Origin of the sequence: Desulfuromonas versatilis (genome assembly GCF_019704135.1) — a bacterium.
Lineage (GTDB): Bacteria > Desulfobacterota > Desulfuromonadia > Desulfuromonadales > NIT-T3 > Desulfuromonas_A > Desulfuromonas_A versatilis.
Genome location: NZ_AP024355.1, coordinates 525,680 through 540,062, shown reverse-complemented (window position 1 = coordinate 540,062; position 14,383 = coordinate 525,680). Strand labels below are relative to the sequence as shown.

Here is a 14,383-nt window from a genome sequence, read left to right as displayed (position 1 = left end):
ATATAGATACACTTAAATACTATGAAGAGCGCTGTGGCGACACCTCCATCCCCTGCCTGCAGAGACCCGCAGCGGCTTACCCGCCGGCGCTACGACGTGCTTGTGGTCGGCGGGGGCATCAACGGCGCCGGAATCTGCCGGGACCTCGCCCTGCGCGGGCTGAGCGTGGCCCTGGTCGACAAGGGCGATTTCGGCTGCGGAGCCTCCAGCGCCTCGACCAAACTGGTCCATGGCGGCCTCCGCTACCTGGAGCGACTCAATTTCCGCCTGGTCTTCGAAGCCTGCCGGGAGCGGCGGATCCTGCAGAAGATCGCCCCGCACCTGGTACGACCCATGCCGTTTTTCATCCCGGTCTATCGCGGCGATGCCCGCAGCCTGCCGACCATTCGGGCCGGAATGCTGCTTTACGACCTGCTGGCCCTGTTTCGCAACACCCACCATCACAGCATCCTCTCGCCCGCCGCCGCCCTGGAACGCGAGCCGGCCCTGCGCGCCGAGAGCCTGGCGGGGGTCGCCGTCTACTGGGACTGCCGCATGGACGACGCCCGGCTTTGCCTGGAGAACGTGCTGTCCGCGGTGGCGGCCGGGGCCGAGGCCTGCAACTACCTCGAGGTCACCGGGCTGCTCAAGCGCGGCCACCAGGTCTGCGGGGCGCGCCTGCGCGACCTGGAATCGGGCAGGGAACTCGAGGTGGAGGCTGCCACGGTGATCAATGCCTGCGGGCCCTGGCTGGACGGGGTCTGCGCCCTGGACGGGGAGCAGGAAACCAAACTTCGCCCGACCCGCGGCACCCACATCCTGGTCCCCGCCCTGCACCGGGGCAGGGAAGCCCTCTACCTGAGCGCCGGCGGAGACCAGCGGCTGTTCTTCGTCATTCCCTGGGGCGAACTCTCCATGGTGGGGACTACCGACGTGGACTTCACCGGCCATCCCGACACGGTGGAACCTACCACGGAGGATATCGACTACCTGCTGCGCGAGTGCTCCCGGCAGCTTCGCTGCGGCCCCATTGCCCGCTCCCAGGTGGTCGCCGCCTTCAGCGGCCTGCGGCCGCTGGTCCGGGAGGATGCCGCGGTGCAGACGGGCCGGGTTTCCCGGGAGCACCGGATCTACATCTCGGGTTCGGGGTTGATCTCCGTCGGCGGGGGCAAATACACCACATACCGGGCGGTGGCCGCCGAGGTGGCCAGCCTGGTCGCCGAGCGCCTGGGGCGCGGCCAGGGCCCCTCCCTGACCCAGCGCATCCCCCTGGCCGGCGGGGTCACGGGAGATTTCCACGCTTTCCGCCAGCGCCGCCTGGCCGCCCTGGCTGGCGATTTCGCCCTGGCTCCGGACCAGGCAGGGAGGCTGCTCGATCGCTACGGATCCCGCACCGGCGAATTACTGGAGCTGGCCCGGCGGGAGCCTGAGCTGCTGCAGCCGGTGTGCCGCGATTCGACCTTGCTGGCCGCCGAGGTGGCCTTCGCCGTCGACTGCGAATGGGCCCGCACTCCCGAGGATATCCTGCGCCGCCGCACCGGCCTGACCCTCACCCGGGGCCGCGGCCTTGCGGAACTGGCTGCGGTCTCGGCCCTGATGGGCCGGCGGCTCGGCTGGGACGCCGGACGCGGCGACCGCATGACCGAAGCCTATCAACGCCAAAACGCCAACGCCATTCCAGGAAAGGACCTTTCATGAATATCACGGTCAAACACGGCAAAATCCTGCAGCAGAAAACCCCCTGCCTGGTGCTCGGGGCCTACGAGGGCAAGCTCCGCAGCCCCCTGTTCAAGGAACTCGACACCCTCCTCGAAGGCGCCCTGCAGCGCTCCCAGCGCGACAAGGAGTTTTCCGCCAAGCACCGCGAGCACCTGCTGCTGCACCCGGGAAAAAACCTCCCCGCAGACCGGGTGCTGCTGGTCGGCCTGGGCAAGGAAAAAGGGGCGGGGCCCGAACGCATCCGCCAGGCCGTCGGCAGCGTTGTGGCCTATCTGCAGGGCAAGAGAATCGCCGCCTGCACCATCGACCTCGACTCCCTGCCGTTTCGCGGCAGCACTCCCGCCACCCTCGCCCAGGCCGTCACCGAGTCGCTGGCGCTGGCCAGTTACCGCTTCGATCACTACCGCACGGAAAACCGCGACGACCTCCCCTCACCGCTGGAGGAGATCCGCCTGCTGGTCGGCAAAAAGAGCCAGGCCGAGCAGGCCGGGCAGGGGGTTGCCGAAGCGCTGCACATCAGCCGCGGGGTGATCCTGGCCCGGGACCTGGTCAACGAGCCCGGCAACACCAAATCACCGGATTTTCTCGCCCGGCGGGCCCGGGCGATCGCCGAGGAGACCGGCATGAGCTGTACGATTCTCGAGCGCGCCAGCCTGGAGCAGCAGGGGTTCGGGGCGCTGCTCGGGGTGGCCCAGGGGAGCATCCGCGAGCCGCGCCTGATCGTGCTCGAATATCGGGGGGACAACGGCGACTCCCACCCCATCGCCCTGGTCGGCAAGGGGGTGGTCTTCGACTCGGGCGGCATCTCGCTGAAGCCGGCGGAAAAGATGGACGAGATGAAGATGGACATGGCCGGCGGCGCCGCCGTCCTCGGCACCATGCTGAGCGCCGCCCTGCTCAAGCTGCCGGTGCACCTGGTGGGCGTGGTCCCCGCGGTGGAGAATCTCCCCTCGGGCAGCGCCATCCGCCCCGGCGACATCCTGACTTCGCTTTCCGGGAAAACCATCGAGGTGCTCAACACCGACGCCGAAGGGCGGCTGATTCTGGCCGACGCCCTGACCTACGTCAAACGCTTCAACCCCCGGGTGGTCATCGACCTGGCCACACTCACCGGGGCCTGCATCATCGCCCTGGGGCACCATGCCACAGGGGTCATGGGCAACCATGAGGGTCTGATCAGGCAACTGCTCAAGTCCGGGGAACATTGCGGGGAGCGCCTCTGGCAGTTGCCTCTCTGGGAGGAATACGCCCAGCAGATCAAAAGCGACATCGCCGACGTGAAAAACACCGGTGGCCGCCCGGCGGGCACCATCACCGCCGCCGCCTTTCTGCAGAAATTCGCCGAGGAATACACCTGGGCGCACCTGGACATCGCCGGCACCGCCTGGGAAGAAAAGGGTCGCCCCTATATCCCCAAGGGGGCCACCGGGGTCGGGGTGCGCCTGCTCGTGGAATACCTGCGCAAGCGCTGACCCGGATCAGGGGAACGGGCAGAAAAAGCGGGAAAAGGCGTCAGGTAATCCGGGACGCCCGCACAGGTTCGTCGATGATGTTTCGAACCATCAGCCAAGGCGATGACCTGCGCGGCTGGCCGGTAAGGACTCATGAAATCAGGCCCATAGCCTCAGAACACCTGGGCGGATCGCTTGACAGGCCAGGTTGCTGTGCTACCGTGATGAATAATTAACCCTATCTCACAGGGGTCTGCTTGTGTTGAAGTATTGTGGGTGGTGCGGAAAATATCAGGGGGTGGTCGAGGCCCAGGGACACCAGATACGCAAGAATCTCTGCGAAATCGACACCACGACCATCTGCCCTCCCTGCCTGGCCAGGGTGACCCAGGGGGAACGCGAGAGCACTGACCGGGACCGGTAGAGGTCGGCATTTCCCATCCAGGCGCTGCTTACGACAGGAGAGCGAAACCTGCCGGCGAGGTTTCGCTCTCTTTTTTTCTCATCATGGAGTTTTTTTAACAATTCGGTTGATTTTTCCCTCTCATGGGTTAAAGTTTGCCCTGGTTGGAGTTCTCCAGGGACAGCCCCCGGAGATGGTGCAGGGTTTCAAGACAGGAGAAGGCGCAAATGACGACAGGAACTGTGAAATGGTTCAATGAGGCAAAGGGATTTGGTTTCATCGAGCAGCCGGGCGGGCCTGACGTATTCGTCCATTACACGGCGATCAAAATGGAGGGATTCAAAACCCTTGGCCAGGGTGATTCGGTCAGCTTCAACATTATCCAGGGCCCCAAAGGCCCCCAGGCCCAGGATGTGGTCCGGGCCTGAGTCCGCAGGATTTTCTCCGTAAAACTCCGGCCCTGCCTCGCGGCAGGGCTTTTTTCGTCCCCTGACCCGGCCGCCTCCAGCGGTTCGGCCGCGGCCACCGAGCAGCTTTCCCTCTCTTTCGCTATCCGCCTGATTTAACATTCCTTTTCCCGCCCCAATGCACAGGGCTTTGCCCTTGACATCCGGGCCCCATATTGCTAATTTACTGATTTTGGTACAGTCTTTTCTCGCCCTTGCCCGCTGCCCCCAACCAGGTTTCCGCCATGAAGGTGCTGGTTTCTGACAAGTTTTCCCCCGAAGGCCTGAAAATTCTCCAGGAGACCAAGGGGATTACTCTGGATTACCAGCCGGGGCTGACCTACGCCGAATTGCTGACCGCGGTCACCGATGCCGACGCCCTGATCGTGCGGGGCGGCACCCAGGTCACCGAGGCGGTTCTGCAGGCGGCCACCAGGCTCAAGGTCGTGGCCCGCGCCGGCATTGGCGTGGAGAACATGGATATGGATGTGGCCAACCGCAAGGGCGTGGTCATCATGAACACCCCCTTCGGCAGCACCACGACCACCGCCGAGCACACCATCGCCATGCTGATGGCCCTGGCCCGGCAGATCCCCGACGCCCACCGCTCCACCAAGGCCGGACGCTGGGAAAAGGACCGGTTTCTGGGGGTGGACATCGCCGGCAAGACCCTCGGGGTGATCGGCGCGGGAAAAATCGGCCGTCTGGTGGTGGAAAGGGCCCTCGGCCTGCGGCTGCAGGTTATCGCCTACGACCCCTACCTTGCCGAAGATGTCCTGCGCCAGATGGGTGCCGAGCCGGTCAGCTTCGATGAGCTGCTGGCCCGCTCCGACTTTCTGACCCTGCATGTCCCGATGAGTCCGGAGACCGCCAACATCATCGACGAGGATGCGCTGGCCAAGGTCAAGCCGGGCTGCCGGATCATCAACTGCGCCCTGGGCGGGCTGCTGGATGAGGCGGCGTTGGCCGAGGCCATCCGCCAGGGGCGGGTGGCCGGAGCGGCCATCGATGTCTTCGCCAAGGAGCCCCCGGGGCCGGACAACCCGCTGCTGGCCCTCGACCAGGTCATCTGCACCCCGCACCTGCGGGCCGCAACCGTGGACGCGCAGATCAACGTCACCATGCAGGCGGCGCGACAGGTGGTGGCCTTTCTCCAGAAGGGGGAGATCGTCAACGCCCTCAACGTCCCCTCCATCAGCGCCGAGCTGCTGGCCATTTTGCGCCCCTACCTGGAACTCGCCGAACGGCTCGGCGCGTTCCAGGCGCAGCTGCACACCAAGGGCTTGCAGACCATCACCGTGGAATACGCCGGGACCGTCACCGAACACCCCACCGGCCCGATCTCCATGGCCCTGCTCAAGGGGCTGCTGACCCCCATGATCGGCCCGCTGGTCAATTACGTCAACGCTCCCCATTTTGCCCGGGAGCGCGGCATCCGGGTGGTGGAGGCACGCAGCAGCGCGACCGAGGGATACTCGAACATGATCCGCCTGACGGTCAGCGGCAGTGACGGAGAGCGCTCGGTCTGCGGCGCCCTGTTCGGCGAAAACGACTACCGGATCGTCCGGGTGGATGATTACCATGTCGAGGCAGTCCCCCAAGGGAACATCCTGGTGCTGCACAACGACGACCGCCCCGGAGTGATTGGCTTCATCGGTCAGGTCTTGGCCGAGGCGGAGGTCAATATCGCCATGATGAACCTGTCTCGGCGCAAGATGCGAGGCCATGCGGTCTCGCTGATCAACATCGACAGCCCGGTCCCCGAACCGCTGCTGGCGCGGCTCAGAGACAATGAGCATATCCTGTCGGCCGTTCAAGTCAGACTTTGACGCGCAACCGCCACTGAACTCGGACCCGCCTCCCCGGCCCGGCCTTGGCCGTGCCCCCCGGGAGCTGATCGGATATTACAATGAACCCAATCGATGCCGTTCCGGAGTTGACCCTGCCCAAAGGGGTCAAAGACTTTCTCCCCATCAAGGCGGCCAAAATTGAATTTTTGAACCGGACCCTGCGCAGCGTCTTCTCCCAGTGGGGCTTCCGCCCCATTACCCCGCCCGGCCTGGAATTTCTCCACGTTCTGGAGCGGGGCCTCGGCGAGGGACTGCGGGAGAAGACCTTTCGCTTCGACGACCGGCAGAGCGGCCGACTGGTGGCCTTTCCCCCCGACATCACGCCCCAGGTGGCGCGCATCGTGGCGACCCGCATGCGCGAGTTCCCCCTCCCCCTGCGCCTCTATTATTCGGGGCGGGTGCTGCGCCACACCGAGCAGCAGGCCGGCAAGGACCGGGAGATTTTCCAGGCCGGCGTGGAGATGATCGGCCTGGACAGCCCCGAGGCCGATGCGGAGATGATCGCCATGGCGGTGGAGACCCTGAAGGCCCTTGGCGCCGCAGAGTTCACCATCGACATCGGCCAGGTCGAATTTTTCCGCGGGGTCATGGAGGGCTGCCCGCTGCCCCCCGCCCTCTCCCGGGAGGTGCAGGGAGCCATCGCCCGCAAGGACAGCTCCGGGCTCCGGGCCCTGGTGGAGCAGGCGCCGCTGAGCGATCAGGCACGGGAGGAGCTGCTGGCCCTGCCCCGCCTGTTCGGCGGCCAGGAGGTTCTCGAGCGCGCCGCGAAAGTGGTCAGCAACGAACGTTCGCAGCGCGCGCTGGAAAACCTCTCCCAGGTCCTCGAGGTACTCAAGGTCTACGGGGTGGAGGAGCACGTCACCTTCGACCTGGGGGAGTTGCGCGGACTCGATTATCACACCGGCCTGACCTTTCAGGGATTTCTCACCGGCATGGGCCGGGCGGTCTGCTCGGGGGGGCGCTACGACAACCTGACCGCCCGCTACGGCTTCCCCGCGCCCGCCACCGGCTTCACCTTCAACCTGCTCAACCTGCTGTTCGCCCTCGACCGGGAACTGGATACGGCCGGCGTGGTAAACACCGACGTGCTGATTTTTCAGCCCGGCGCCGACAAGCAGCGGGCCCAGCGGGCGGCCCGGGCCCTGCGCCAGCAGGGTTTTTCCGCGGCCCGCGACATCATCCGCCGCGACCTGGGGGCAACCCTGGACTACGCACACAAAATGAATTTCCGTTACGTCATGGTCATCGAGGAAGACCAGGAAAAGGTTCGCCTCATCCATCTGGCCGACGGCAATGAAACCGGGGTTTCCTACTCGGCGCTGCTCGCCGGGAATTTCGCCCTGTAATTCGGATCAGGAGAATAAAAGCATATGGCCAATGTGGTTATCGTAGGCGCCCAGTGGGGCGACGAAGGCAAAGGCAAGGTCGTTGACATCTACACCGAGTACGCCAACGACGTGGTTCGCTACCAGGGGGGCAACAATGCCGGGCACACCCTGGTGGTGGGCAATGAAAAAACCATCCTCCACCTGATCCCGTCGGGCATCCTTCACGAAGGTAAACGCTGCATCATCGGCAACGGCGTGGTCCTGGATCCCAAGGTGTTCCTGGAGGAGATCGACAAGCTCAAGAAAAAGGGCTACCTCAAGGACGACAGCCAGCTGGTGGTCGACGGCAACGTGCACATCATCATGCCCTATCACAAGGCCATCGACATCGCCCGGGAGAAAAGCTCGGGGGATCGCAAGATCGGCACCACCGGCCGGGGCATCGGCCCGACCTACGAGGACAAGATCGGCCGCCGCGGCATCCGCCTGAGCGACCTGGTCCGCCCCCAGGCCTTCGCCCGCAAGCTGCGCGAGGTGCTGCCGGAGAAAAACTTCCTCCTGGAAAAGTTCCTTGGCGAAGCCCCGCTCTCCGAACAGGCGATCCTCGACGAGTACGGCGCCTATGCCCTGCAACTGGAAAAATACCTGGGCTGCGCCTCGGAAATCATTAACACCAGCATCAACGAGGGGCACAACGTCCTCTTCGAGGGGGCCCAGGGGAGCCTGCTGGACGTCGACCACGGCACCTACCCCTACGTCACCTCCTCCTCGACCATCGCCGGCGGCGCCTGCACCGGCACCGGCATCGGGCCCCGCTTCATCGACGAGGTGATCGGCATCTCCAAGGCCTACGTCACCCGGGTGGGCGAAGGACCCTTCCCCACCGAGCTCAACGACGAGATGGGCGACCGCCTGCGCCAGGCCGGCCAGGAATTCGGCTCCACCACCGGCCGCCCGCGCCGCACCGGCTGGTTCGACGCCGTGGCCCTGCGCGAAGCGGTGCGCACCAACGGCATGACCGGGTTGGCCATCACCAAGATGGACGTGCTCAACGACCTGGAGACCATCAAGGTGTGCACCGGCTACTCCCTTCGCGGCGAGCTGCTGGAAAACTTCCCCCGCGACCTGGAAACGCTCAAGGACTGCAAGCCGGTCTACGAGGAGGTGGAGGGGTGGAAATCCGACATCTCCGGCGCCACCTCGGTGGAGATGCTGCCGCCCCAGGCAGCCGCGTACCTGAAGAAGCTCGAAGAGGTCACCGGCTGTCCGGTGGTCCTGGTTTCCGTCGGGCCGCGCCGCGACCAGACCATCCAGGTCAAGAACCCGTTTTCCTGAGTTTTTTCCAACACTCCAGGAAAAACCGGGCTTCTAGGGTCGGGGCCGAAAAAAAATAAAAAAAAGGGTTGACGGGGCCGACGGGTTCCGGTATAAAGTCAATCCTCGTGAGCCGGTAGCTCAGTTGGTAGAGCATCTGACTTTTAATCAGATGGTCGTGGGTTCGATCCCCCCCCGGCTCACCATTTTTTAAAGCAGTATCCTGCGGGGTCATTTCCCGCGGGGGCTTGAAGGTTAAGTCCCTATCGTCTAGCCTGGCCCAGGACACCGGCCTTTCACGCCGGCGACGGGGGTTCGAATCCCCCTGGGGACGCCAAACAGGAAACAGCCCCGCTATTTCGGTAGCGGGGCTGTTTTCGTTTCCGCGGTCTTTTTCTTTAACATCCTCCAGGCTTCCTGTAATATTCAGCTCTTATAGTTCAGCTTCGCAAGGACACCCAATGACCCAGACATCCAATACCGTCGAGATCTTCTCCGACGGGGCTTGCTCCGGCAATCCAGGCCCGGGCGGCTACGGCACCATCCTGCGCTGGGGGGACAAGGTCAAGGAACTCTCGGGGTTCGATCCGCAGACCACCAACAACCGCATGGAGCTGATGGGCGCCATCGCCGGGCTGGAAGCCCTCAAGCGCCCCTGCCGGGTCCAGATGACCACCGATTCGGAATACGTGAAAAAAGGGATGACCGAATGGATCCAGGGGTGGGTCAAGCGCGGCTGGAAAAACAGTCAAAAAAAAGACGTCGCCAACCGCGACCTGTGGGAACGGCTGCTGGAGCTGACCGCAAAGCACCAGGTGGAGTGGCACTGGGTGCGCGGCCACGCCGGACACCCCGAGAACGAACGCTGCGACGAGCTTGCCAGGGAGGCCATCCGGGTCGGCAGGGCCGGCTGAGAAAGGAACATAGCACTGGACAGGTTGGTGATATGTGGTATCTTTTTCGGGTTGTATGAAAGTCGTCCCCAGGCCCGCCCTTCGGAATATCCGCTCATCGGGAAAAGCCGAACGACAGAGAATCCATGGCATTACCTGAACCACTGCAAAGCCTGCCCGCGGCACCCCTGGGAGGGGAATCCCAAGCCCCATTCGAAGCCCTTCTGGCCCTGGGGCTCTATGTTGCCATCGCGGTTTTTCTGATCGGGACCCTGATGGGGCTCTGCTGGTGGCTGGGGCACAAGACCCGCAGCCCGGCCAAGGGCGAGCCCTACGAATCTGGGGTGCTGCCGACGGGGGCCGCCCGGCTGCGCGAACCGGTCCCCTTCTACTTGGTGGCGATCTTCTTCATCGTCTTCGACGTCGAGGCGATCTTCATCGTCTCCTGGGCCGTTGCCTGGGACCTGCTGAGCTGGGCCGGCTTTGCCCAGATCAGCTTCTTCATCGTCATCCTGTTTCTCGGCCTGGTCTACCTCTGGAAGATGGGCGGCCTGGAATGGGGCCCGCGAGCCCACTACCAGCGGCGGGGCAAGGAGCGCAGCGGATGAGCGAGGAAATCCCCGACAACATCATCCTCACCACCCTCGACGACGCCATCAACTGGGGGCGCAAGAACAGCATGTGGCCGATGTTCTTCGGCCTCTCCTGCTGCTTCGTCGAGATGATGACCAGCATGACCCCGCGCTTCGACCTGGCCCGCTTCGGCGCCGAGGTGCTGCGCGGAACGCCCCGCGAAGCCGACCTGATGGTCATCTCCGGCACCCCCTTCAAGAAGATGGGCCCCTCGATCCTGCGTCTCTACGAGCAGATGGCCAACCCCAAGTGGGTCATCTCCATGGGCAGCTGCTCCAACTCCGGCGGCATGTACGACGTCTACAGCGTCATCCAGGGGGTCAACCAGATCGTCCCGGTGGACGTCTACATCCCCGGCTGCCCGCCGCGCCCCGAGGCCTTCATGCAGGGGCTGCTGCTGCTCCAGGAGAAGATCGCCAAGGAAGAGCGCCCGGCCCGCAAGGTGCTCGGCCTCAAGGGGGGCTCGGAGGGGACCACGGTGCCGGTGCTGGTCGACGGCCTCAGCAAGAGCCGCGACACCCGCGGCCCCGGCTACGGCTCGAGCCCGATCCGTGGCACCAGCATGCAACACCCGAAGTTCTGGCAGAGCCGCTCCGAGCAGATGTGGCGTCCGCCGCAGCCGCGCATCGAGTTCCCCGCTTCCACCGGCGATCTGCGCCGGGCCCTCTCCGAGCGCTTCGGTGAAGGGGTCAGCGAGGATCCTGCGGGCGCCGACATGCCGACTTTGGTGACAGACCCCGAGACCGCCCCCGAGCTGCTGCGCTTTCTCAAGCACGAAGCGCCCAGCCGCTTCCGCCGCCTGGAGGACCTCACCGCGGTGGACGAGAGCGCCCGCGGCCAGCGCCCCGAGCACGATTTCACCCTGGTCTACCACCTGCTTAACTTCGATGATCCGGGCTACCTGCGGGTCAAGGTCCCCCTGCGGGGCGAAGCGCCTCAGGCCCCGTCGATCACCGGTCTCTGGCCCAACGCCGACTGGTACGAGCGCGAGGCCTTCGACATGTTCGGCATCGGCTTTGCCGGCCACCCCGGCCTGCGCCGCATCCTCATGCCCGAGTCCTGGCAGGGGCACCCGCTGCGCAAGACCCACCCCTTCCGCGGCACCGAGATGCCCCCCTACACCGCCGAAACCGCGGCGACCATGATCCCCAGGGACGGCGCCGACTTCTTTAAGGGGAAGGCCGTCGCCGGCGACGACAAGACCATGATCCTCAACCTGGGGCCCCACCACCCCGGCACCCACGGGGTGCTGCGCCTGGTGCTCAAGCTCGAGGGGGAAGAGGTCGAGGACATCGACGCCGACATCGGCTACCACCACCGCGCCGCCGAGAAGGTGGGGGAGCGCCAGCACTGGAACCAGTTCATCCCCTACACCGACCGCATCGACTACCTATCGGGGGTGCAGAACAACCTCGCCTACCTGCATCCGCTCGAGACCCTGCTCGGCGTCGAGGTCCCCGAGCGGGCCCAGTACATCCGGGTGATGCTCTGCGAGCTGTTCCGCATCGCCAACCACCTGGTCTGGCTCGGCACCTTCGCCCACGACGTGGGGGCGATGACCCCGGTCTTCTACGCCTTCGAGTCGCGGGAGAAGATCTTCGACATCGTCGAGATGATCACCGGCGGGCGCATGCACCCTTCGTGGTTTCGCATCGGCGGGGTCCCCGAGGACCTGCCCGAGGGCTGGAAAGCGGTGGTCGATACCTTCACCAGGGACTTCGCCGGCCGCATCGAGGAGTTCGACACCCTTTTGACCGACGGCCCGATCTTCCGGGCGCGCACCGAGGGGATCGGCCCGATCAGCCTCGACGAGGCCATCGACTGGGGCCTCTCCGGGCCCAACCTGCGCGCCTGCGGCATGGCTTGGGACCTGCGCCGGGCCATGCCCTACTCAGGGTACGAGAAGTTCGATTTCGAGGTCGCCACCGCCAGCGGCGGCGACTGCTTCGCCCGCTACCTGGTGCGCCTCGAGGAGATGCGCCAGAGCCTGCGCATCGTCCAGCAGGCCGCCGCCCAGATGCCCGGCGGCCGCTGGATCGGCGAGGACTACCGCTACGTCTACCCCAAGCGCAAAGACGGCCTCAACGACATCGAGAGCCTGATCCATCACTTCCTCAACGTCACCCGGGGAATGACCCCGCCCAAGGGGGAGTGTTACCGGGCCATCGAATCGAGCAAGGGCGAGTGCGGCTACTACATGGTCAGCGACGGCAACAACGTCCCCTACCGGATGCGCATCCGCACCCCGTCCTTCCCCCACATGCAGGCGTTGCCGACGATGAGCAAAGGCTGGCTGGTGGCGGACCTGATCACCATTTTGGGGTCGATCGATTTCGTGCTGGCGGATTTGGACAGGTAAGTGGAAGCTCATTTACACCACGAAGGACACGAAGACCACGAAGAGAGGCAAAATTCCCGAATTTAAATCTTCGTGCCCTTCGTGCTCTTCGTGGTTAAGAGAAAAGTCTCATGGCTGAACTGCTGCCCCAACAACAGGTTGAACACTTCAAGGCCAAAGCCGCCGCCATCGCTCACCCGATGGAGCTGGTGGTGGACGTGCTGCGCGCCATCCAGGATCACCACGGTTGGGTGCCCGACGAGGGGGTGGAGCTGGCGGCCAAGATCCTCGGCACCTCGCCGCTGAAGGTGGAGGAGATCGCCACCTTCTACGACAAGATCTACCGCCAGCCGGTGGGCAAGCGGGTGATCCACGTCTGCGACTCGATCTGCTGCTGGACCCGCGAAGCCGAACAGATCTACGCCTACCTGCAGCAAAAGCTCGGCATCGCCCCCGGCGAAACCACCGCCGACGGGGTCTTCACCCTGCTGCCGAGCTGCTGCCTGGGGGCCTGCGGCAAGGCCCCGGCGTTGATGATCGGGCTGAACACCTACGGACACCTGACCCGGGAGAAGGTGGACGAGATCCTGGCCAAGGAACGCAGCACCGTAAAAACCTGATCGGATATCAGGTTGGGAAATTAAAGGTTTTCTTCGTGAACTTCGTGACCTTCTTGGTGCAAACGGTTATTCCATGACCCAAACCCCGCAGCTGCTGTTCAAGAACCGCCGCCCCGGCGAGACCGCCTTCCTGCAGGAGTACCTGAAGACCGGCGGCTACCAGGGGCTGAAAAAGGCGCTCAAGACCCTGACCCCGGCCGAGGTTGTTGATGCCGTCAAGGCCTCGGGGCTGCGCGGCCGCGGCGGGGCGGGATTTTCCACGGGCATGAAATGGTCCTTCTTCCCCGCCGACCAGCCGGGGGAGAAGTACCTGGTCTGCAACGGCGACGAGATGGAGCCGGGCACCTACAAGGACCGCGAGCTGCTCATGGCCGACCCCCACCAGCTGGTGGAGGGGATGATCATCGCCGCCTACGCCCTGCAGGCACCGGTCGGCTACATCTTCATTCGCTACGCCTACGAGCAGTGCTCGAAAAACCTCGAGCGGGCCATCGCCGAGGCGAAACAGGCCGGCTTTCTGGGGCAGGACATCCTCGGCAGCAACTATTCGCTGGAGCTGCACGTGCACCGCAGCGCCGGCCGCTACATCCTCGGCGAGGAGACCGCCCTGCTCAACGGCCTCGAGGGGCGCCGCCCCAACCCCCGCTCCAAGCCGCCGTTTCCGGCCCAGCGGGGGCTGTTCGGCAAGCCAACCACGGTCAACAATGTGGAGACCCTGGCCAACGTCTCGCACATTATCACCGGTGGCCCGGAGTGGTACGCCAACCTCGCGCGCTCGCCCAAGGGGGCGGGGACCAAGCTGTTCGGCCTCTCCGGGCACCTGGAGCGCACCGAATGCTTCGAGCTGCCGGTGGGCATCCCCCTGCGCGAAGTCATCGAGGAGTACGGCGGCGGGGTACGCGGCGGCCGCAGGTTCAAGGCCTGCCTGCCCGGCGGGGCCTCGACCCCCTACCTGACCGGGGCGCACCTCGATGTGGCCATGGACTTCGACCCCCTGGCCGAAGTAAAAAGCCGGCTGGGGACCGCCTGCGTGACGGTCTTCGACGAGACCACCTGCATGGTGGCGGCCACCCTCAACCTCAACCGCTTCTTCGCCCGCGAGAGCTGCGGCTGGTGCACCCCCTGCCGGGACGGCCTGCCGCTGGTCAACTGGCTGCTGGAGAAGATCGAGCGGGGCGAGGGGACCCTGGAAGACATCGAGATGCTCAAGGACCAGCAGCGCAACATCAGCGGCCGCGCCTTCTGCGCCCTGGCCGAAGGGGCCATGGGCCCGGTGGGATCGCTGCTGCGACTGTTCATGGACGAGATCGAGGACCACGTGCGCAAGGGGCGCTGCCCGCTGCGCTCGTAAGGCGTAATCCGTAACACGTAACAGGTTTTACCAATCACGAATTACGAATCACCCATTA

General features: G+C 64.8%; 12 protein-coding genes and 2 tRNA genes. All 14 read left to right on the top strand.

Annotated elements, in window-relative coordinates:
- Positions 1–33: 33 nt before the first annotated feature.
- The 14 genes from glpD (at position 34) to nuoF (ending at position 14,325) form a co-directional block, all read left to right on the top strand.
- A complete protein-coding gene (gene glpD, locus DESUT3_RS02370) occupies positions 34–1,677 on the top strand; it encodes a glycerol-3-phosphate dehydrogenase (protein ID WP_221250871.1) in 1,644 nt (547 codons plus the stop codon).
- Positions 1,674–3,170 carry a leucyl aminopeptidase gene (locus tag DESUT3_RS02365; protein WP_221250870.1) on the top strand — a complete coding sequence of 499 codons (1,497 nt, stop codon included), beginning with the start codon at positions 1,674–1,676 and terminating at the stop codon, positions 3,168–3,170. The genes glpD and DESUT3_RS02365 overlap by 4 nt, the downstream gene beginning before the upstream one ends.
- Before the next feature lie 238 nt (positions 3,171–3,408).
- Complete coding sequence (locus tag DESUT3_RS02360; RefSeq protein ID WP_221250869.1) at positions 3,409–3,573, top strand: hypothetical protein; 165 nt, start codon at positions 3,409–3,411, stop codon at positions 3,571–3,573.
- Positions 3,574–3,779: 206 nt separating this feature from the next.
- Positions 3,780–3,980 carry a cold-shock protein gene (locus DESUT3_RS02355; protein ID WP_221250868.1) on the top strand — a complete coding sequence of 67 codons (201 nt, stop codon included), beginning with the start codon at positions 3,780–3,782 and terminating at the stop codon, positions 3,978–3,980.
- A gap of 263 nt (positions 3,981–4,243) precedes the next feature.
- Entirely contained in the window at positions 4,244–5,827 is a 1,584-nt protein-coding gene (gene serA / locus DESUT3_RS02350; RefSeq protein WP_221250867.1) for a phosphoglycerate dehydrogenase, read from the top strand.
- An 80-nt stretch (positions 5,828–5,907) separates the two neighbouring features.
- Positions 5,908–7,194: an ATP phosphoribosyltransferase regulatory subunit gene (locus tag DESUT3_RS02345; RefSeq protein WP_221250866.1), complete on the top strand. Its 1,287-nt coding sequence runs from the start codon at positions 5,908–5,910 to the stop codon at positions 7,192–7,194.
- Between the two features lie 24 nt (positions 7,195–7,218).
- Positions 7,219–8,511 carry an adenylosuccinate synthase gene (locus DESUT3_RS02340; RefSeq protein ID WP_221250865.1) on the top strand — a complete coding sequence of 431 codons (1,293 nt, stop codon included), beginning with the start codon at positions 7,219–7,221 and terminating at the stop codon, positions 8,509–8,511.
- Between the two features lie 109 nt (positions 8,512–8,620).
- Positions 8,621–8,696, top strand: a tRNA-Lys gene (locus DESUT3_RS02335).
- A 53-nt stretch (positions 8,697–8,749) separates the two neighbouring features.
- Positions 8,750–8,827 (top strand) — tRNA-Glu (locus DESUT3_RS02330).
- A gap of 124 nt (positions 8,828–8,951) precedes the next feature.
- On the top strand, positions 8,952–9,404 hold the full coding sequence (gene rnhA / locus DESUT3_RS02325) for a ribonuclease HI (RefSeq protein ID WP_221250864.1): 453 nt from the start codon (positions 8,952–8,954) through the stop codon (positions 9,402–9,404).
- Positions 9,405–9,529: 125 nt separating this feature from the next.
- Positions 9,530–9,991 carry an NADH-quinone oxidoreductase subunit A gene (locus DESUT3_RS02320; protein WP_221250863.1) on the top strand — a complete coding sequence of 154 codons (462 nt, stop codon included), beginning with the start codon at positions 9,530–9,532 and terminating at the stop codon, positions 9,989–9,991.
- Positions 9,988–12,375: an NADH-quinone oxidoreductase subunit B/C/D gene (locus DESUT3_RS02315; RefSeq protein WP_221250862.1), complete on the top strand. Its 2,388-nt coding sequence runs from the start codon at positions 9,988–9,990 to the stop codon at positions 12,373–12,375. Before DESUT3_RS02320 ends, DESUT3_RS02315 begins: the two co-directional genes overlap by 4 nt.
- 110 nt (positions 12,376–12,485) lie before the next feature.
- Complete coding sequence (gene nuoE / locus DESUT3_RS02310; RefSeq protein ID WP_221250861.1) at positions 12,486–12,974, top strand: NADH-quinone oxidoreductase subunit NuoE; 489 nt, start codon at positions 12,486–12,488, stop codon at positions 12,972–12,974.
- 73 nt (positions 12,975–13,047) lie between these two features.
- Positions 13,048–14,325, top strand: coding sequence for an NADH-quinone oxidoreductase subunit NuoF (gene nuoF, locus DESUT3_RS02305; RefSeq protein WP_221250860.1), 1,278 nt, complete (start codon positions 13,048–13,050; stop codon positions 14,323–14,325).
- The last annotated feature ends 58 nt before the right edge of the window (positions 14,326–14,383 follow it).